The organism is Reyranella sp. GW821-FHT12G01 (assembly GCF_058806575.1).
The window spans coordinates 3,235,206-3,252,322 of record NZ_JBXAPV010000001.1; the positions used below are offsets into that span (position 1 = coordinate 3,235,206).

The window sequence follows — 17,117 nt, forward strand, 5'->3', positions numbered from 1 at the left end:
GTTTTGAACCAGCGCATCAGAATGCGCTAGCCCCGCTTCCAAGTCGTGCCCTTCGGCCCGTCCTCGAGGATCACGCCCTTGGCTTTGAGGTCGTCGCGAATGCGGTCGGACTCCTTGAAGTCCTTGGCCTTGCGCGCGGCCTGACGGGCGGCGATCGCGGCTTCGATCTCGGCGTCCGACGGGCCGTCGGCCGCTGCGGCCGGCGTCCAGCGGAACCATGCCTCGGGATCCTGCTGCAGCAGGCCGAGCGCCGACGCGCCGGCCTTCAGCTCCGAGGGATCGCGCAACTGGTGCAGCGCGCTGATGGCGAGCGGCGTGTTGAGATCGTCGGACAGGGCGTCCTCGACCGAGGCCGGGATAGCCTTCTCCTCCAGCGCCTTGCCGCGCATCAGCCCGTACCAGCGGTCGAGCGTGCCCTTGGCCTGGGCCAGCCCCTCATGCGTGAAGTCCAGCGGCTGGCGGTACTGCGCCGTGAGCAGCAGCAGGCGGATCACCTCGCCGGGATACTGGTCGAGCAGCTCGTGCACGGTGAAGAAGTTGCCGAGCGACTTGCTCATCTTCTCGCCGGAGATGTTCAGGAAGCCGTTGTGCATCCAGTACTTCGCCATGATGGCGTGACCGAAGGCGCTGCGGCTCTGCGCGATCTCGTTCTCGTGGTGCGGGAAGATGAGGTCGAGCCCGCCGGCATGGATGTCGAAGGTCTCGCCGAGCAGCGCGCCGCTCATGGCCGAGCACTCGATGTGCCAGCCCGGACGGCCGCGGCCCCACGGGCTCGGCCATCCCGCCTGCGCATCGGTCGAAGGCTTCCACAGCACGAAGTCGGCGGGATCCTTCTTGTAGGGCGCCACCTCGACCCGCGCGCCGGCGATCAGCTCGTCGTGCGAGCGGCGCGACAGGCGGCCATAGTCTTCCATGCTGGGCACGTCGAACAGCACGTGTCCCTCGGCAGCGTAGGCATGGCCGCGGGCGACCAGTCGCTCGATCAGCGCGATCATCTCGCCGACATATTTCGTGGCGCGCGGCTCGACGTCGGGCGACAGCGCGCCGAGGCGGCCCATGTCGCTCTGATAGGCGGCGGCCGTGCGCGCCGTCAGCGCGTCGATCGACTCCTTGTTCTCGGCGGCGCGCACCATGATCTTGTCGTCGATGTCCGTGATGTTGCGGACATAGGTGACCTTCGGATGGCGGCGCTTCAGCAGGCGGTACAGCACGTCGAACACGACGACCGGCCGCGCATTGCCGATATGGACGTAGTCATAGACCGTCGGGCCGCAGACATAGAGGCGGACATGCGACGGATCGATGGGCGCGAACGGCTCTTTCTCGCGCGACAGCGTGTTGTAAACGACGAGGGACATCGCCCCTTCTCCCGACTCAAATACGAACGAAGGCTAACAGGGCCCGCTGGGCCTCAGGCCTCGATACATCGCGCGGTGCGCGCGCCGGGAAGAAAGAACTGCGACATGGGGGCAATCTATACGATGGGTTCTTGCCGCGCAATTCGGACCCCGTGACAAGGCTTTCCAGGCCTGCCGGACCCTGGCCGCGACTTGTGGCTGCGGGTCGTTGGCGGGTCAGGCCGGCTCCGCTAGTCTCCCGCTCCAGAAAAGTTCAACGGGAGGAAATAAAATGAAGCGCCGCCAACTGATCGTCGCGGGTGCCGCCGCCTTCGCCGCGCCGAGCCTCGCCCGCGCCCAGGCCAAATTTCCCGACAAGCCGATCCGCTTCGTCATTCCGTTCGCGCCGGCCGGCCCGACCGACATCATCGGCCGCATGGCCGCCGAGAAGCTGACGGCGATCCTCGGCCAGCAGGTCATCGTCGACAACAAGGCCGGCGCCGCCGGCTCGATCGGCGCGGTCGACGTGAAGAACGCCAAGCCCGACGGCTACACGCTGCTCTGCGCGCCCTCCTCCACGCACGCCATCAACCCGACCGCCTTCGCCAAGCCGGCCTACGATGCGGTGAAGGATTTCACGCCGATCTCCTCGATCTGCGTCAATCCGCTGGTGCTGGTCGCTCGCATGGACATGCCCGACACGGTGATGGGCCTGGTCGAGCTGATGAAGAAGAACCCGGGCAAGTATTCCTACGGTTCCTCGGGCGCCGGCTCGATCATCAATCTCGCCGGCGAGTATTTTAAGCGCGAGGTCGGCGGCATGGACGTCGAGCACATCCCCTACAAGGGATCGATGCCGGCGCTGCAGGACATGATGGGCGGCCAGACCGCCTGGATGTTCGAGACCTTCAGCACGACACTGCCGCTCCACAAGGCCGGCAAGGTCCGCATCCTCGCCTATGCCTACTCCAAGCGCGCGCCGATCGCCCCGGACGTTCCGACGATGATCGAGGCCGGCGTGAAGGGCTACGAGGCCTATACGTTCAACCTGATCCTGGGACCGGCCAACGTGCCGCAGCCGGTGGTCGAGGTGCTCGACCAGGCGTCGCGCCGGATGATGAAGGATCCGGCCACCATCAAATTCCTGGAAGACATCGCGGCGGTGCCGACGACCGACACGACGCCCGAGCTCACGGCGAAGTTCATCCGCGACGAGATCGCGAAGTGGGCGCCGGTCATTCGCGACGCCGGCATCAAGATCGAATAGGGCGAGGCCTCGCCCGGAGGCTCAGCGATACCCAGCCGGCGGCGGCACATTGCCCGGCGCCGGGGTGATCGGGGCCTGCTGCGGCATTTGCGACGGCGTCGGCAGGTTCATGCTGTTGGGGCCGGTCGTCGTGCCTTCGCTGGAGGAAGCCACGCGACCCGGCGCGTTGGCACCCGTCGTGCTGATGTAATAGCCCGCGACAGCGTTGGAATTGTCGCCCGCGGTCTTGGCCGGCACGTCGATGATGCCTACGCGCTGGCCACTCTTGTCGATCCGGTAGCCTTCCGCATCGAGCTGATGGCCTTCGTTGTCGACGCGGATACCGCCCGGCTGGACCCGATAGGACGGCGGCGGCGTCGTTTCACCGTAGAGGGGCTGGGGCAGCGGATCGCAGGCCGCGAGCATCGTAACGCCAAGCGCCGCAGCCAGAATACGTCTCGCAGCCATCAAACCCCCTCATCGTGTCGTCGACTGCGGGCTGATGATGTTGCCGCTGCGGTCGAGCCGATTTCCCTGGCCATCATAGCGGAAACCATACTCGTCACGGAAGGCCTCAACGCCGGCCGGCGGGGTCGGCTGGTAGGCCGGCGCCGGGGTGCTGTAGGTGGTGGTCGAAACCGTCGTCGCCGGTCCGTAATAGGTCGGGGCGGCCGGCGGGGTCGTGTAATAGGTGGTCGTCGAATAGCCGGGCGCGGGGACAGGGCCCGGAACCGTGGTCACATAGGCCTGGTCGCGGTAGCGGCGGGCGTCGAGTTCACGACCGACGCAGCGGTCGTACATCGAGCTGCCGGGCGTCAGACCGTAGGAATAGCAGGCGTTGCGGGCATCGGAATCGAGGCTGGCGGCGGTGTAGCCGACCGGAACCCGGCCCTGGGCGCGGGCGGCGGCCTCGCGGGAAACGCAGCGATTGTAGTTGTCCGTGCCGACCCGGAAACCGTAGTCGATACAGGCCTGCTCGGAGCTGCTCACCGCATAGGGTGCGCTGGCCGTGCGGGTTTCGTAGGTGGTGCTGCTGCAGGCGGCGGCCGACACGCCGAGGGCTGCGACGGCCAAGAACTTCGGGACGTTCATGAGGGGATCCTCCAGGGAATTTCCTGGCCTCGGAACGTGCCCCGGGTACTGCAGGTTCCCTGCGCGATCTATGCCGCCTTCTTGTTGACCACCCCGTCCCTGAGTTCACGGCGCAGGATCTTGCCGACATTGGTCTTGGGCAGGTCGGCCCGGAACTCGATGTACTTCGGCCGCTTGTAGCCGGTCAGCTCCTCGTGACAGTAGGCCGCCAGCGCCTCCTTGGTGAGGGCGGGGTCCTTCTTCACCACGAACAGCATCACCGCCTCGCCCGAGTTCGCATCCGGAACGCCGACCACCGCGCATTCCAGCACGCCCGGATGGGCCGCGACGACCTCCTCGACCTCGTTGGGATAGACGTTGAAACCCGAGACCAGGATCATGTCCTTCTTGCGATCCACGATCTTGATGTAGCCGCGCTCGTCCATGATGCCGATGTCGCCCGACTTGAAGAAGCCGTCGGGCGTCATGACCTTCGCGGTCTCCTCCGGCTGCTGCCAGTAGTCCCGCATGACCTGCGGGCCGCGGATCGCGATCTCGCCCCGCTCTCCCAGCGCCACGTCCTTGCCGGCATCGTCCAGGATGCGGATTTCGACGTTGGGCAACGGCAGGCCGATCGTGCCGGTATAGGCCTCCGAGTCGGTCGGATTGCAGGTGACGCCGGCCGAGGTCTCGCTGAGACCGTAGCCTTCGCAGACCGGGCAGCCGGTGACGGCGAGCCATTTCTTCGCCACCGCCTCCTGCACCGCCGTACCGCCACCGTTCGAGATGACCAGCTCGGAGAAATCGAGCTTGGCGAACTCCGCGTTGTTGGCCAGCCCGTTGAACAGCGTGTTCACCGCCGGAAAAATGTTCAGTTTGTACTTCGCCAGGTCCTTGATGGTGCCCGCGAGATCGCGCGGATTGGGGATCAGCACGTTGAGCGCACCGGTGCGCATACCGAGCAGGCCACAGGTCACGAAGGCGAACACGTGATAGAGCGGCAGGGCGCACACGATGGTGAGCTGGCCTCTGATCTTCCTGCGCTTCAGCCCCGGTTGCATCCACGCTTCCGACGCCAGCAGGTTGGCGACCAGCGTGCGATGGAGCAGCGTCGCGCCCTTCGACACGCCGGTCGTACCGCCGGTGTACTGCAGCACCGCGACGTCATCGGGACCGAGCTGCGGCTTGGCCAGGGTCATCACGCGGCCAGCACTGACGACATCGTTGAACTTCACATGCCCCGGCAACGACCAGGCCGGCACCATCTTGCGCATCGTGCGGACGACGAAGTTGACGATCAGGTCCTTGGGGAACCCCAGCAGGTCGCCCATCGACGCGACCACAACATGCTTGATGCCGGTATGCGCGATGACTTGTTGAAGCGTCGTCGCGAAATTCTCGAGGATGATGATGGCCTCGGCGCCGGAGTCCGTCAGTTGATGCTCGAGCTCGCGCGCGGTGTAGAGCGGATTGACGTTGACGGCGATGAAGCCCGCCCGCAGCACGGCGGCGACGGCCACCGGATACTGCAGCACGTTCGGCATCATGATCGCGACGCGTGCGCCGCGCTTCAGCCCCTTGCCTTGCAGCCACGCAGCCAGCGCCGTGGACAGGGAGTCGATCTCGCCGAAGGTGAGAGCCTTGTCCATGCAGACATAGGCCTTCTTGTCGCGATGCTTGGAAAAGCTTTCCTCGAACAGTGAGACGACGCTGGGATAGGCCGACGGGTCGATGTCCGTCGGCACGCCCGGCGGATAGCTCTTGAGCCAGAAGCGGTCCATGTCGTTCCTCCCAGAACGGTATTGGACCCGACTATAGCGTCGGCTCACGAAAAAAGGCCCGTCCTTGCGGACGGGCCTTCTCTCCAGAAGATGCGAGCGTCTTAGGCCGCAGTCTTGGTGAACTTCTCGATGCGCTCTTGGACGGGGCGAACGACGTCGTCGGCCGACTTGCGGACGAACGCGCCGAGGTCCTGCGCCTGGGCGATGCGGGTCTCGAGACGGCCGCGCCAGTACTTGGCCGAGACGTCGAACGCCTCGAGCGGCGACTTGGCCGACAGGAAGTCGCGCATCGCGGCGAAGCCGGCGTCGGCGTCTTCCTTGGCGACGTCGAGGAGCTTCAGGCCGGCCTTGGTGCTGCCGTCACGGGCCTGCGTCAGCTGGGTGTTCAGCTCTTCCGACGCGGTCTGCGCGGCCTTGCTGATCTTCTCGAAGCCTTCAGTGGCCTTGCGGACGCCGATCTGGGCGAACTCGCGGACGCGCTCGTTGGCAGCCTTGGTGGTCTCGTTGGCGTGCTCGATCACGGTGTCGATGGCGGCGGTGTTGGTGGTCATGGCGTAGGGTCCTGCAATTGGTTGGTGTGGTCTCGAATGGCGATGGGGCGTATATGGGATCGCCATTGTGCGATGCAACATAAATTTGTGCGTTGCGGCGAACAAAATAGATTATTCATATATTTCAATTACTTATGATTGCCCCACGGTAGACGCCTCTTGCCTTCCGGGACCCTGCCGGAGGACAAATTGTCCAACGACGAACAACAGGCGGACCGTGGGAGGACGCCAATGGACCTGCAGCAGCTTTCCGGAATCGACGCATCGTTTCTGTATCTGGAGACGCCCGAGACCCCCATGCACGTGGCGGGGCTCACCTATTTCGAACTGCCGCCCGGCTTCGAAGGCAGCTTCTACCAGCACTTCCGGAAGTTCTTCGAAAGCCGGCTGCACACGATCCCGATCTTCTCCAAGCGCCTAGCCCCCTCGCTCTACGATCTCGACCATCCCGGCTGGGTCGACGAGGCCACGATCGACCTCGACTACCACCTGCGCGAGACGGCCCTGCCCTCGCCCGGCACCGAGGAGCAACTTGAAGAGGTGATCTCGCGGCTGCACGCCAACACTCTCGATCGCAGCCGGCCGCTCTGGCAGTTCTACGTCATCACCGGTCTCCAGAATGGCCAGGGCGTTCTCTATTCAAAGGTGCACCACGCCGCGATCGACGGCGGCGCCGGCATGGCGATCAACAAGGCGCTCTACGATGTGAGCGCCACGCCGCGCGACGTGCCGCCGCCGCCGCCCAAGGCCGCCGCGACGACCAGCGCGCCCAGTTCGCCGACGGCGGTCGATCCGCTGAAGGGCATCTCCGACATCATGGGCAACATGATGCGCCAGCAGCTGAAGATGTGGCAGGCGGCGCCCGACATCATGAACTCGATGACCAACGCCTTCCTCGGCAAGCCCGGCGAAATGCCGAAGGCATTGAGCACGCTGCAGAGCCTCGTCAGCCAGCTTCCGACGCTCAATGCGCCCAAGACGCCGTTCAACGCCACGATCACGCGCGAGCGCAGCTACGCCGCGCGCACGATCTCGCTCAGCGACACCAAGGCCATCGCCAAGGCGAGCGGCGCCAAGCTGAACGACGTGGTGATGGCGGTGTGCAGCGGCGCGCTGCGCCGTTACCTGCAGGAGAAGGGCCAGCTTCCCGACAAGCCTTTGATCGCCGGCGTGCCGATCAGCCTGCGCGAACCCGGCGACACGCGGCAGAACAACCAGGTCTCCGGCATGCTCTGCCAGCTCGCCACCGAAGTGGCCGATCCGGCGGAGCGGCTGCGCGCCATCGTGAAGTCGTCGACCGAGTCCAAGCAGATCGCGGGCACGTTCCGCGATGCCGCACCACAGGATTTCGCCTTCGTGGGCGCCCCCATCCTGTTGCAGCTCATGATGCTGGTGTACGGACGCAGCGGGCTCGCCGACAAGCTGCCGATGCCGATGAACGTCACCATCTCCAACGTGCCCGGCCCGCCGATGGCGCTCTACTGCGCCGGCGCCAAGGTGACGGCGCTGCATCCGGTTTCCATCCCCGCCCACGGGGCCGCGCTCAACATCACCGTGCAGAGCTACATGGATGCGCTCAACTTCGGCCTGACCGCCGACCGGCGCGCGGTTCCCGATGTTGCACGGCTCGGCGATTATCTCGTCGAGGCGACCGACGAGCTGAAGCGAGCGGTCGCGCCCGGTTGAAACCCTTCCGCACGCTCCCGATATGTGAAACTCTTGTGGCAACCAACAAGGAGCCAAAATGACGGCTGTCGCTGAAGCGCTGCGTCCTCCCTCGCGGACGCTGCTGTTCCTCGAAGGGCGCGCCCTTCAGGAGCTTGGTGCCTTCATGTTGCTGCGGCCGTGGCTCGCCGCCGCCCCGCGCGGCGATGGTCATCCCGTCCTCGTTCTTCCTGGCCTGATGGCCGGCGATCTCTCGACGCAGCCGCTGCGCTCCTTCCTCAAGGACCATGGCTATGCCGTGCATGGCTGGAAGCAGGGCCGCAATCTAGGCCTTCGTCCCGGCATCGAAGCCGGCATGCTGGATCGGGTCGAGGAACTCTACGAGCGTCACGGACGGCGCAAGATCAGCCTGGTCGGCTGGAGCCTGGGCGGCATCTATGCCCGCCAGCTCGCCAAGATGGTTCCCGACAAGGTGCGTTCGGTGATCAGCCTCGGCAGCCCCTTCTCGGGCAGTCCGAAGGCGACCAACGCCTGGCGCGTCTACGAATTCGCCTCGGGCCGGAGCGTCGAGGACAGCGACCACCAGATGGCGGGCGCGCTGGCCGCTCCGCCGCCGGTTCCGACCACGTCGGTGTTCAGCCGCACCGACGGGATCTGCGCCTGGCAGACCTGCATCAACGAAGAGAGCGAGCAGGTCGAGAACATCGAGGTCTATGGCAGCCACTGCGGGCTCGGCCATCATCCGGCGGCCGTCTATGCGGTCGCCGACCGTCTCGCCCAGCCGGAAGGCCAGTGGAAGAAGTTCGATCGCTCCGGCTGGAAGAGCCTCGTCTTCCCGGACTGGCGGCGGGGTTAAAACCATTTCCTCATCCTGAGGAGCCGCGCGTAGCGCGGCGTCTCGAAGGATGGGCAACGGACATGGTGCTTGTACCCACCCTTCGAGACGCGCTCCTACGGAGCGCTCCTCAGGGTGAGGTCGTGACTACGACTTCTTCTCGACGCTGGCGCGGATCTCCTCGTAGGATTCCTTCATCCGCTCCTGCACGATCTTGAAGGCTTCGGTGCTGGACTTCTGGACCAGCTCCGCGATGTCCTTGGTGTTGGCGATCGCCGCTTCCATCGCCTTCTTCGCGAACTCGGCCTGCTTGGCCATGACTTCCTGCGGATTGCCGCCCGGCTTGTAGGACTGCGCCATCTCGGCCATGTCCTTCATCGCGGCCTCGAAGATTTCCCGCTGCTTCTGCGCGATCTCGTTCGCGCCGCCGGCCATCGCCTGCCAGGACTTGGTCATGGCCTCCAGGTTCTTCTGCTGGTGCTCCATGATCTTCGTCATGTCGAAAGACGGGACCTTGAGCTGCTCGCCGAATTTCTTGAACATGTCGGTGAAGTTCTGTGCTGGATCGGCCATGCGAACCTCCTGTCAATTTAGAGGTGCAGCTTCAACCCCTGCTCCAGCGCGTGCAAGGCCAAACCGGCAAGACCACCGATCATTGCACCATTGAAACGGATATATTGCAGGTCGCGTCCGACCGTCAGCTCGATGCGGCCGATCAGCACGTCGATGTCCCACGATTTCACCTGATCGGCGATGAAGCGCCCGACGCCGCTCTTCTGACTCTGCACGAAATCTGCGAGCACCCGCACCATGCCGCGGTTGATCTCCGCACGGATCGCGGGATCGCGCGCGAGCTGGCTGCCGACATCGACCAGCATGGCTTCGAGTTGCCGGCGGACCTGGCTGTCGCCGTTGCGTGAATCCTGTTCGAGGAAGGATCGCACGCTGTCCCAGGCGCCCTCGGCCATGGTCGCGATTTCCGGCCGCGCCAGCAGGTCGCGCTTCAGGCTCTCGGCGCGGCGCGCGAAGGACTTGGAGGTGCGCAGATTGGCAATGAAGCCTGCAACAAAAGTGTCGAACTCCTGTCGCAAAGGATGGCTCTTGTCGGCGCGCGCATCCTTGATGAAGGCGGTGGTCGAGGCCACGATCTTGCGCAGCAGATAGGCATCGGCGCGATAGAGATTGAACAGTGCCGGCAGCTCCTGGCGGATCTTCTCGCGCATTGCCGCCAGCGTCTCCTCGTTGGCCAGCACCTTCTCCAGCGCCACCAGCAGCTCGTCCAACAGGCGCTGATGACGCCCCTTCTCGGTGATCGCGCTCAAGAGACCAGCCGACAGCGGCGCCAGCTCGATCCGCTCCAGCTCGGCCTTCGCGCGCTGGCCGAGGAATCCCTTGAGGCCGGACTGATCGATTGCCGACAGGGCCTGCGGCACCATCCGCAACATGAAGCCTGCCAACGCGGCGCTGCGTTCGCGATCGCTCAGCCAATCGGCCACGAGAGCGGCAAAATCGACTTCACGCAGACGCGCCTCGACCGGCTCGGGTGCCAGGAAGTTGGTCTCGATGAACTCGCCGAGATTCTCGGCGATGCGATGATGGTTGCGTGGCACGATCGCGGTGTGCGGGATCGGCAGGCCGAGCGGCCGCCGGAACAGCGCCACGATGGCGTACCAGTCTGCGAGCCCGCCGACCGTCGCCGCCGCGGCAAAGGCCGCGACGTAACCCCAGGCCCAGTGAAGCGGCTCATAATGGCGCGCCACGACGAACAGCGCGGCGGTCGCCACCAGCAGCAGGGTCGCCGCGAGCTTGACCCGTCGCAGCGAGCGTGCGCGTTCGGCGTCGCGGGTCAGCTGCTCGCCCACACGTCCAGCACGTAGCGATTGTCAGCCGCGAGCTTCGCCATCCAGGCCTCGCCCGCTGCCTCGTTGGTGCCCGTCTTCTCGCGATGCATCTCGATCAAGGTCCGCTTCACGTCCGGCTCCATTCGCCCGCCGTCGCCACAGATATAGACGATCGCGCCCTGTTCAATGAGAGCGGACACCTTTTCGGCCTGGGCTTTCAGCAGATCCTGCACGTAGGCTTTCTTTCCGTCGTGACGCGAGAAGGCGACCTGCAGGTCAACGAGGCCCGCTTCGGCCTGTTCCTTGAGTTCGTCAGCGTAGATGAAGTCCTGCTCCGGATGGCGGCAGCCGAAGAACAGCATCGCCGGTCCCAGCGCGCGGTTCTGCGCCTTGAGTGCCGCCCGCTCGCGCAGGAAGCCGCGGAACGGCGCGAGGCCCGTGCCCGGCCCGATCATGACGATCGGCGCCGCCGGATCGACCGGCAGCCGGAAGCCCACCTTCGTCTCCTTCACGAAGGCCTGCACCGTCGATCCGGCCGACTGGCGCGCCAGATGGTTGGAGCAGATGCCGTGATAGAGGCCCGAACCCGACCGCGCCGGTCCCTCGACCACCGCGACCGTCACCGAGCAGCGCGCGCCGTCGGCCGCCGGCGAGGACGAGATCGAGTAATAGCGCGGCGTCATCAGCGGCATCATTTCGAGGAACGCCGCGAACGGCAGCTCGCAGGCCGGGAACTCTTCCAGGAGGTCGAGCACCGACTTGCGCTTGGCCAGGATCTCGGGCCGGAAGCGCTCCTCCTCCAGCAACGCTTCGAGCTTGGGACGCGTGAACGGACACCGCGTGTGCAGCGCCATCGTCTGGATCTGCTTGCGCGTCGCGGGAAGCTGCAGCTCGAGATAATCGGACAGGAGGCGATGGACCGAGATCGCCTCGCCGGTCGGCAGCGAAGCGCGGCGTCCCTCGGCCGCCGCCAGTTCGACATAGGCACCCGGCGCGAAGCCAAAGCGGCGGACCGCCCGCTCGATCAGCCCGGCGCCGTTCTGGGGCACGATGCTGAGATGATCGCCGGCGCGATAGCTCACACCGTCCGGCAGCAGGACCTCGATGTGCCGGGTGCTGCGGCCCGAGGCTTCGGGGTTCTGCAGCTCGCGATTGGCGAGGACCTGCATGGGCAGCGCGCCGCTGCCGCCGATGATCGGATTGACCGGCAGCTTGTCGACCGGCTGGACTTGGTAGAGCGGTTCCTGGGCAGCACCGCTATCGGCTTCCAGTTTTACGCCGAGCTTCTCGGCCACGGCCGGCAGCATCGGCTCGTACCAGGACTGGAAGTTGCCATCGAGGTCTTCGCGGGCGTCGCCCTCGCCGCGCGCGTGCAGCCGCTCCGCGCCTCGGGCTGCCATCAGCTCGTCGATCTGGCGCGGGATCGACTGATAGGTCGAGGCCCAGTCGCGGTTGCCGCAGCCGAACACGGTATATCGCACACCTTCCAGCGCGCCCGGCGCGGCGTCCTTCAGGCTGGCCAGGAACTGCACGGCATTGTCCGGCGGTCCGCCATTGTAGGACGCGCAGACGATCGCCACCGCGCCTTCGGTCGGCAAGCGGCCCGCCATGTCGTCGAGGCCGGCCAGGGTCGTGGCGAAGCCAGCCGCCTCGGCATCCTCGGCGATCGTACGCGCGAGTTCCTCGGCCGTGCCCATGTTCGAGCCGAACAGCACGGCGAGCTTGGTGCCGTGGCTTGCGGCGGCTTTCCGCGCTGCCTTCTTCGGCGCAGGCTTGGCAGTGGCCACCGGCCGGCCGCTGCCGCGCACGATGTCGGGACGCAGCCGCACCCGCATCACCAAGCCCTCGGGCTTGATGGTGAGCGATTCCTTGATCTTGAGCTGGTAGCGCGTGTGATCGACCAGTCGGAAGCGCTGCAGGATCATGCCGAGCACGAGCGTCGCCTCGGTCATGGCGAACTGCCGGCCGATGCAAGCGCGCTGGCCGTTGCCGAACGGCTTGAAGGCATGACTCGGCATCTTGGCCTCGCGCTCGGGCGCGAAGTTGTCCGGATTGAAGACTTCCGCCTGCGGTCCCCAGACCGACTTGTCGCGATGGAGCATCGCGGTCAGCACGGTGACGAAGGTGCGCTTGCGCAGCTTGTATTTCCCGCCGATCGTCTCGTTCTGGTACGGGTAGAGGCCGAAGGCCGGTGCGGTCGGCCATAGCCGCAGCGATTCCTTCAGGATCTGGCCGATATAGACGAGCTGGTTGACCTGTTGCGCGGTGGGCTTGGCGTTCACGTCGCGGCCCAGCACACGATCGACCTCCTCGTAGGCCTTCTGCAGCACGTGCGGATTGTTCAGCAGGAAGTAGACGGCGAAGGACAGCATTCCGCTCGTGGTCTCGTGACCGGCGATCAGGAAGGTGTTCATCTGGTAGCGGATGTTGACGTCGTCGAGCCGCTCGCCGGTCTGCTTGTCGAGCCCGCTCAGCATGAAGCCCAGCAGGTCGGGCTTGGCATCGTCGTCGGCCGGGACCTCGCGGCGCTTCTTGATGATGCGGTCGGCGATGCCGTTCATGAAGCCAACATCTTCCTCGAGCTTCCTGCGGGTCTTGCGCTGGGTGATGTCCTCCAGCGGCAGGCCGCGCATCTTCATCACCGCTTCGAGCGCGCGCACCAGCGATTCGACATAGGGGTGGTTGTCGCTGCGGTAGAACGAGTTGAAGCGGTAGTTGAAGCCGCACAGGCCGATCGTGTCGAGGGTGAGCGCGGTCATGTCCCGCACCACGTCGATCTCCTCGTCGGCGTTCAGCCGCTCCCACTTGGTCACGAGCTGGTCGGCGATGTCGAGCATGCCTTCGTGATAGGTCTGCATCATGCGGTGCGCGAAGGTCGGCAGCAGGATGTTGTGCGCCTTCTGCCAGTTCGGCTCCTGCGTCTCGGCGGTGAACAGCGCGTCGCCGCCCAGCATGCGGACCCGGCGCAGCGAGCCGCGGACCGCCTTGTCGAACCGCTTCTCGTCGCACAGCTCGGCCACCAGGTCGGCGCCGGACACGACGACCAGGGGCGTGCCCATCATGTCCAGCCAGAAGATCGGCCCTTGCTCGCGGGAAATGCGCATCAGGTCCTGGACCGGCGCCCCGCCGTCGACGGTCAGCATGTTGCCGAGCAGCGGCGTGCGCGGCGGATGGGGAATCGGGTGCAGTTTGTTTCGCGCCATGAGGCGTCGTTCCTCCCAGTCTTGAGGTCCTTATAGCAAGGGACCGGGGTTTCTGTCGTATAGTCCCAGCAAATGCCTGTTCCCGGGAGGAAGCCTTGAAAGTTGGATATATCGGCGTCGGCAACATGGGTGGCCCCATGTGCCGCAACCTCATCAAGCGCAGCAATCATTCGGTCACGGTGTTCGACCTGAATCCCGAGGCCGTGAAGACCTGCACCGACCTGGGCGCGACGGCCGGCAAGTCCATCGCCGACGTGACCAAGGGCGCCGACATCGTCATGACGTCGCTGCCCATGCCGCGCGATGTCGAGGCCGTGACCCTGGGCGACAACGGTATCCTGGCGAATGCCAGCAAGGGCCAGACCTACATCGACCTCAGCACCAACGCGCCCTCGATGGTGAAGAAGATCGGCGCCGCCATGGCCGCCAAGGGCATCGCCATGCTCGACGCGCCGGTGAGCGGCGGCACGGTCGGCGCCGAGGCCGCGACCATCGCCATCATGGTGGGCGGCGACAAGAAGGTGTTCGACGACGCGCTGCCGGTGCTGCAGTCGTTCAGCGCCAACGTGATCCACATGGGCGAGCTCGGCACCGGCACGGTGGCCAAGCTGGTCAACAACATGATGGCCTTCTGCAACGCCGCGGCCGCCGCCGAAGGGCTGATGCTGGGCGTCACCGCGGGCCTCGATCCTCAGAAACTCGTGCAGGTGATCGCCAGCTCAAGCGGCAACTCCTCGGTCTTCAAGGCTTTCTCCGAGCGTGCCCTGTCGGGCAAGTTCTCGCCGCCCTCCTTCGCGCTCAACCTCGCGCACAAGGACCTGCACCTCGCGATGGAACTGGCCGACGAACTCGACGTGCCGCTGCCGCAGGGCTCCGCCACGCACAACCTGCAGCGCATGGCCCGCCGCATGGGCCTCGGCAACAACGACAGCTCGGCGATCCTGCAGGTCTACGAGTCGGTGCTGAAGAAGACGGTGAAGCCTTAAGCCAGGTGCTTCGCGATCAGGCGCGCGACGAGGTCGGCATGGGTGCTGGCCACGTCGTGATCGCCGCCCGGTACGATTTCCAGACGAGCGTCCGGCAGACGTGACGCGAGATGTTCACCCACGGCGACGGGGCTGACCGCGTCGCTGTCACCCCAGATCAGCAGGGTCGGCACCGCGATCCTCTCAACCGGCAAGGGCGCAGCCGCAACGCCGTCGGTGATCCACGCCGCGGCCTTCGGGAAGGACTTGCGGTAGTCGGCACGCCAGTCCGAGGCGCCCAGCCCCTTCATGTCGACGCCGCCCGAGGTCACGCACAGGACCAGCCGGCGCACCAGGTCCGGCCGCTCCAGCGCGATCTGCGCCGCCATCACGCCGCCCATTGACTGGGCCACGAGATCGACCGGCCCGTCCATCTTCGCCGTCACCAGCCGCTTCAGATCTTCGAGGCCGCGGATCGCCGGGTCGTGCGGCTGGGCACCGAGGCCCGGCCAGCCGAAATGTTCCTTGGGCCAGTCCGACGGTAGCGCGTTGGCGACCGGCTTCCAGAAGTTCGGCGACCCGCCGGCGCCCGGCAGGAACAGGATCTTTGGTCTGGTCATGATCAGAGCCCCAGCTTGCTCATGAAGGGCGGCAAGGTCCGCCCGATCGACAGGAGGTAGCGGCCCATCGCGCCGGCCACCTGCTTCACGGCCGGCCGCGCACTCATGCGGTCGCGCCAGACATGCAGGCGTGTCAGCTCGGCGGAAACCGGCGCGCCCATGCGTTCGCCGAAGAGCTGCGCCATGTAGAGAGCGATGTCGGCGTAGCTATAGGCGCCAGCCAGCCATTCCTGCCCGCAGATGGTGTTCTCCATCTCGGCGTAGAAGCGCGCAGCGGCGTCGTGCGCGCCGGGCGCCTTGGGATCGCTCATCAACCGGATGATGTGCGGGAAGTAGACCTCGTCGGACTTGTGCTCCAGCAGCCGCGCCCGGGCGCGCGCCCGCGGTTCGGATGGCCAGAGCGCGGGGTCACGCTTCAGCGATTCCAGATACTCGAAGATCTGCGTCGAATCGAACAGCTCCAGGTCACCGTCGATCAGCACCGGCACCTGTCGCTTGGGGTTGATGCGCACGACCTCGGGATGCTTCGGCTCGTAGAGCGTCTTCATCTCGAAGGGCACCATCTCGAGCTCGAAGGCGAAGCCCTTCTCGCGAAGGGCGATCTCGGCCTTGGCGCCGAACATGCTGAGGGGACCGGAATAAAGCTTCATGAGCCCCCTTAACGCGCGGTGATTTCTACATCAACACGAACATGCCGATCGCGGCGGCTGCCATCAGTGCTAGCGTCAACCAGCCCAGGACGCGCTGCCAGAGGCTCGCCGTGAACTCGCCCATAATCTCCTTGCGAGATGCCACGATCATCATGGCGCCGATGATCGGCACGACGATCACGCCGTTCAGCACCGCGCTCCAGATCAGCGCCTTGATCGGGTCGATCGGCAACAGCACGACACCGAGACCCGCCAGGATCGCCGCCGCGATGGTAAGGTAGAATGGCCTCGCCTCGCTGTGATGGTGTTCGAGGCCGACCTTCCAGCGCCGTACCTCGCCCAGCGCATAGGCCGCCGATCCCGCCAGCACCGGCACGGCCAGCAGGCCCGTGCCGATGATGCCCAGGCTGAACAGCAGGAAGGCCGCCTCGCCCGCGATCGGCTTCAACGCCTCGGCGGCCTGCTGCGTGCTCTCGACGTTCGTCTTGCCGTTGGCGTTCAGTGTCGCGGCCGTCGTCAGCATGATGAAGAAGGCCACCAGATTCGACATGGCCATGCCGATGCCGGTCTCCCAGCCGATGCGCGTCAGCTCGCGCGGCGCCTGCTCGGGATTGTCCTTGAGCGGCCCGGCCTCGTCGTCGCCTTCCTCTTCCTCGACTTCCTGTGAGCTCTGCCAGAAGAAGAGATAGGGGCTGATCGTGGTGCCGAGCAGCGCGACGATCAGGGTCACGGTCTCCTTGTCGAACGCGAACTTCGGCACCAGCGCACCGACGCCGACCGCGCGCCAGTCGAGATGGGCGGTGAAGACGACACCGACATAGGCGAACAGCGAGAAGGTCAGGTACTTCAGGAAGCCCACATAACGGCTGTAGGGGATGAACACGATCGCCAGCACCGAGGCGATCGCGAACGCGAACGTGAAGACCACCTGCCCCCCGCCGACCAGCATCGCCACCGCCGCGCCCATGGCGGAGAGGTCAGCACCGATATTGATCACGTTGGCGATGAACAGGAGGAGGACGGCGCCCAGCACGACAGGGCGCGGGAAGCTTCGACACATGTTGGCGGCGAGGCCGCGCCCGGTGACCCTTCCGATGCGCGCGCTGACGGACTGCACCGCGAGCATCAGCGGCCAGGTGAGGACGACAGTCCAGAGAAGCCCGAACCCGGCCTGCGCGCCCGCCTGGGAATAGGTCGCGATGCCACTGGGATCGTCGTCGGCCGCACCGGTGATGACACCGGGACCGACTCGCTTGATTAGTCCCTGCGTGTTGGTAGCAACCATGGACCCGGCAAACGCCTTGTCTGACGAATCGGTTCCGCAACCTCGACGGCAATGTCCGGAACGGTGC

15 protein-coding genes are annotated in these 17,117 nt (G+C 65.7%); 4 read left to right on the forward strand and 11 right to left on the reverse strand.

The window, feature by feature from the left end:
* Positions 1–26 precede the first annotated feature (26 nt).
* On the reverse strand, positions 27–1,358 hold the full coding sequence (gene cysS / locus AC1RP5_RS15600) for a cysteine--tRNA ligase (protein WP_493111948.1): 1,332 nt from the start codon (positions 1,356–1,358) through the stop codon (positions 27–29).
* Between the two features lie 271 nt (positions 1,359–1,629).
* On the opposite strand from cysS, the gene AC1RP5_RS15605 reads away from it, so the two are divergent.
* Positions 1,630–2,604 carry a Bug family tripartite tricarboxylate transporter substrate binding protein gene (locus tag AC1RP5_RS15605; RefSeq protein ID WP_493111950.1) on the forward strand — a complete coding sequence of 325 codons (975 nt, stop codon included), beginning with the start codon at positions 1,630–1,632 and terminating at the stop codon, positions 2,602–2,604.
* A gap of 21 nt (positions 2,605–2,625) precedes the next feature.
* On the opposite strand, the gene AC1RP5_RS15610 is transcribed toward AC1RP5_RS15605, so the two are convergent.
* The 4 genes from AC1RP5_RS15610 to AC1RP5_RS15625 form a co-directional block, all read right to left on the reverse strand.
* Positions 2,626–3,051 carry a hypothetical protein gene (locus AC1RP5_RS15610; RefSeq protein WP_493111952.1) on the reverse strand — a complete coding sequence of 142 codons (426 nt, stop codon included), beginning with the start codon at positions 3,049–3,051 and terminating at the stop codon, positions 2,626–2,628.
* A 9-nt stretch (positions 3,052–3,060) separates the two neighbouring features.
* Positions 3,061–3,675: a hypothetical protein gene (locus AC1RP5_RS15615; RefSeq protein WP_493111954.1), complete on the reverse strand. Its 615-nt coding sequence runs from the start codon at positions 3,673–3,675 to the stop codon at positions 3,061–3,063.
* Between the two features lie 68 nt (positions 3,676–3,743).
* Positions 3,744–5,435 carry a long-chain-fatty-acid--CoA ligase gene (locus AC1RP5_RS15620; protein WP_493111955.1) on the reverse strand — a complete coding sequence of 564 codons (1,692 nt, stop codon included), beginning with the start codon at positions 5,433–5,435 and terminating at the stop codon, positions 3,744–3,746.
* 101 nt (positions 5,436–5,536) lie between these two features.
* Positions 5,537–5,986 (reverse strand): phasin family protein, encoded by a 450-nt coding sequence (locus AC1RP5_RS15625; RefSeq protein WP_493111957.1) that lies wholly within the window; start codon positions 5,984–5,986, stop codon positions 5,537–5,539.
* Between the two features lie 231 nt (positions 5,987–6,217).
* On the opposite strand from AC1RP5_RS15625, the gene AC1RP5_RS15630 reads away from it, so the two are divergent.
* Positions 6,218–7,672 carry a WS/DGAT/MGAT family O-acyltransferase gene (locus AC1RP5_RS15630; protein WP_493111958.1) on the forward strand — a complete coding sequence of 485 codons (1,455 nt, stop codon included), beginning with the start codon at positions 6,218–6,220 and terminating at the stop codon, positions 7,670–7,672.
* A gap of 58 nt (positions 7,673–7,730) precedes the next feature.
* Positions 7,731–8,507, forward strand: coding sequence for an esterase/lipase family protein (locus tag AC1RP5_RS15635; RefSeq protein WP_493111960.1), 777 nt, complete (start codon positions 7,731–7,733; stop codon positions 8,505–8,507).
* Between the two features lie 126 nt (positions 8,508–8,633).
* Here the strand turns inward: AC1RP5_RS15635 and AC1RP5_RS15640 are convergent, their stop codons facing one another.
* Genes AC1RP5_RS15640 through AC1RP5_RS15650 form a run of 3 tightly spaced genes read right to left on the reverse strand, consistent with a single transcriptional unit; the run spans position 8,634 to position 13,530 of the window.
* Positions 8,634–9,059 carry a phasin family protein gene (locus AC1RP5_RS15640; protein WP_493111962.1) on the reverse strand — a complete coding sequence of 142 codons (426 nt, stop codon included), beginning with the start codon at positions 9,057–9,059 and terminating at the stop codon, positions 8,634–8,636.
* Between the two features lie 17 nt (positions 9,060–9,076).
* The gene (locus AC1RP5_RS15645; protein ID WP_493111964.1) at positions 9,077–10,348 is read right to left on the reverse strand and encodes a DUF445 domain-containing protein; all 1,272 of its coding nucleotides are present in this window, start codon (positions 10,346–10,348) and stop codon (positions 9,077–9,079) included.
* On the reverse strand, positions 10,333–13,530 hold the full coding sequence (locus tag AC1RP5_RS15650) for a bifunctional cytochrome P450/NADPH--P450 reductase (RefSeq protein ID WP_493111966.1): 3,198 nt from the start codon (positions 13,528–13,530) through the stop codon (positions 10,333–10,335). The genes AC1RP5_RS15645 and AC1RP5_RS15650 overlap by 16 nt, the downstream gene beginning before the upstream one ends.
* Before the next feature lie 95 nt (positions 13,531–13,625).
* On the opposite strand from AC1RP5_RS15650, the gene AC1RP5_RS15655 reads away from it, so the two are divergent.
* A complete protein-coding gene (locus AC1RP5_RS15655; RefSeq protein ID WP_493111967.1) occupies positions 13,626–14,516 on the forward strand; it encodes an NAD(P)-dependent oxidoreductase in 891 nt (296 codons plus the stop codon).
* On the opposite strand, the gene AC1RP5_RS15660 is transcribed toward AC1RP5_RS15655, so the two are convergent.
* Genes AC1RP5_RS15660 through AC1RP5_RS15670 form a run of 3 tightly spaced genes read right to left on the reverse strand, consistent with a single transcriptional unit; the run spans position 14,513 to position 17,050 of the window.
* A complete protein-coding gene (locus tag AC1RP5_RS15660) occupies positions 14,513–15,115 on the reverse strand; it encodes an alpha/beta fold hydrolase (protein WP_493111968.1) in 603 nt (200 codons plus the stop codon). The two genes, AC1RP5_RS15655 and AC1RP5_RS15660, sit on opposite strands and share 4 nt — an antisense overlap.
* A gap of 2 nt (positions 15,116–15,117) precedes the next feature.
* A complete protein-coding gene (locus AC1RP5_RS15665) occupies positions 15,118–15,765 on the reverse strand; it encodes a glutathione S-transferase family protein (RefSeq protein WP_493111969.1) in 648 nt (215 codons plus the stop codon).
* Positions 15,766–15,790: 25 nt separating this feature from the next.
* The gene (locus tag AC1RP5_RS15670) at positions 15,791–17,050 is read right to left on the reverse strand and encodes an Nramp family divalent metal transporter (protein WP_493111971.1); all 1,260 of its coding nucleotides are present in this window, start codon (positions 17,048–17,050) and stop codon (positions 15,791–15,793) included.
* Positions 17,051–17,117: the final 67 nt, after the last annotated feature.

What these genes read in the sequence shown, in the direction of transcription:
- AC1RP5_RS15665 (WP_493111969.1), bottom strand. Translation starts at nt 15,765, where the DNA reads ATGAAGCTTTATTCCGGTCCCCTCAGCATGTTCGGCGCCAAGGCCGAG.
- AC1RP5_RS15620 (WP_493111955.1), bottom strand. Translation starts at nt 5,435, where the DNA reads ATGGACCGCTTCTGGCTCAAGAGCTATCCGCCGGGCGTGCCGACGGAC.
- cysS (WP_493111948.1), bottom strand. Translation starts at nt 1,358, where the DNA reads ATGTCCCTCGTCGTTTACAACACGCTGTCGCGCGAGAAAGAGCCGTTC.
- AC1RP5_RS15605 (WP_493111950.1), top strand. Translation starts at nt 1,630, where the DNA reads ATGAAGCGCCGCCAACTGATCGTCGCGGGTGCCGCCGCCTTCGCCGCG.
- AC1RP5_RS15630 (WP_493111958.1), top strand. Translation starts at nt 6,218, where the DNA reads ATGGACCTGCAGCAGCTTTCCGGAATCGACGCATCGTTTCTGTATCTG.
- AC1RP5_RS15610 (WP_493111952.1), bottom strand. Translation starts at nt 3,051, where the DNA reads ATGGCTGCGAGACGTATTCTGGCTGCGGCGCTTGGCGTTACGATGCTC.
- AC1RP5_RS15640 (WP_493111962.1), bottom strand. Translation starts at nt 9,059, where the DNA reads ATGGCCGATCCAGCACAGAACTTCACCGACATGTTCAAGAAATTCGGC.
- AC1RP5_RS15635 (WP_493111960.1), top strand. Translation starts at nt 7,731, where the DNA reads ATGACGGCTGTCGCTGAAGCGCTGCGTCCTCCCTCGCGGACGCTGCTG.
- AC1RP5_RS15670 (WP_493111971.1), bottom strand. Translation starts at nt 17,050, where the DNA reads ATGGTTGCTACCAACACGCAGGGACTAATCAAGCGAGTCGGTCCCGGT.
- AC1RP5_RS15625 (WP_493111957.1), bottom strand. Translation starts at nt 5,986, where the DNA reads ATGACCACCAACACCGCCGCCATCGACACCGTGATCGAGCACGCCAAC.
- AC1RP5_RS15615 (WP_493111954.1), bottom strand. Translation starts at nt 3,675, where the DNA reads ATGAACGTCCCGAAGTTCTTGGCCGTCGCAGCCCTCGGCGTGTCGGCC.
- AC1RP5_RS15660 (WP_493111968.1), bottom strand. Translation starts at nt 15,115, where the DNA reads ATGACCAGACCAAAGATCCTGTTCCTGCCGGGCGCCGGCGGGTCGCCG.
- AC1RP5_RS15650 (WP_493111966.1), bottom strand. Translation starts at nt 13,530, where the DNA reads ATGGCGCGAAACAAACTGCACCCGATTCCCCATCCGCCGCGCACGCCG.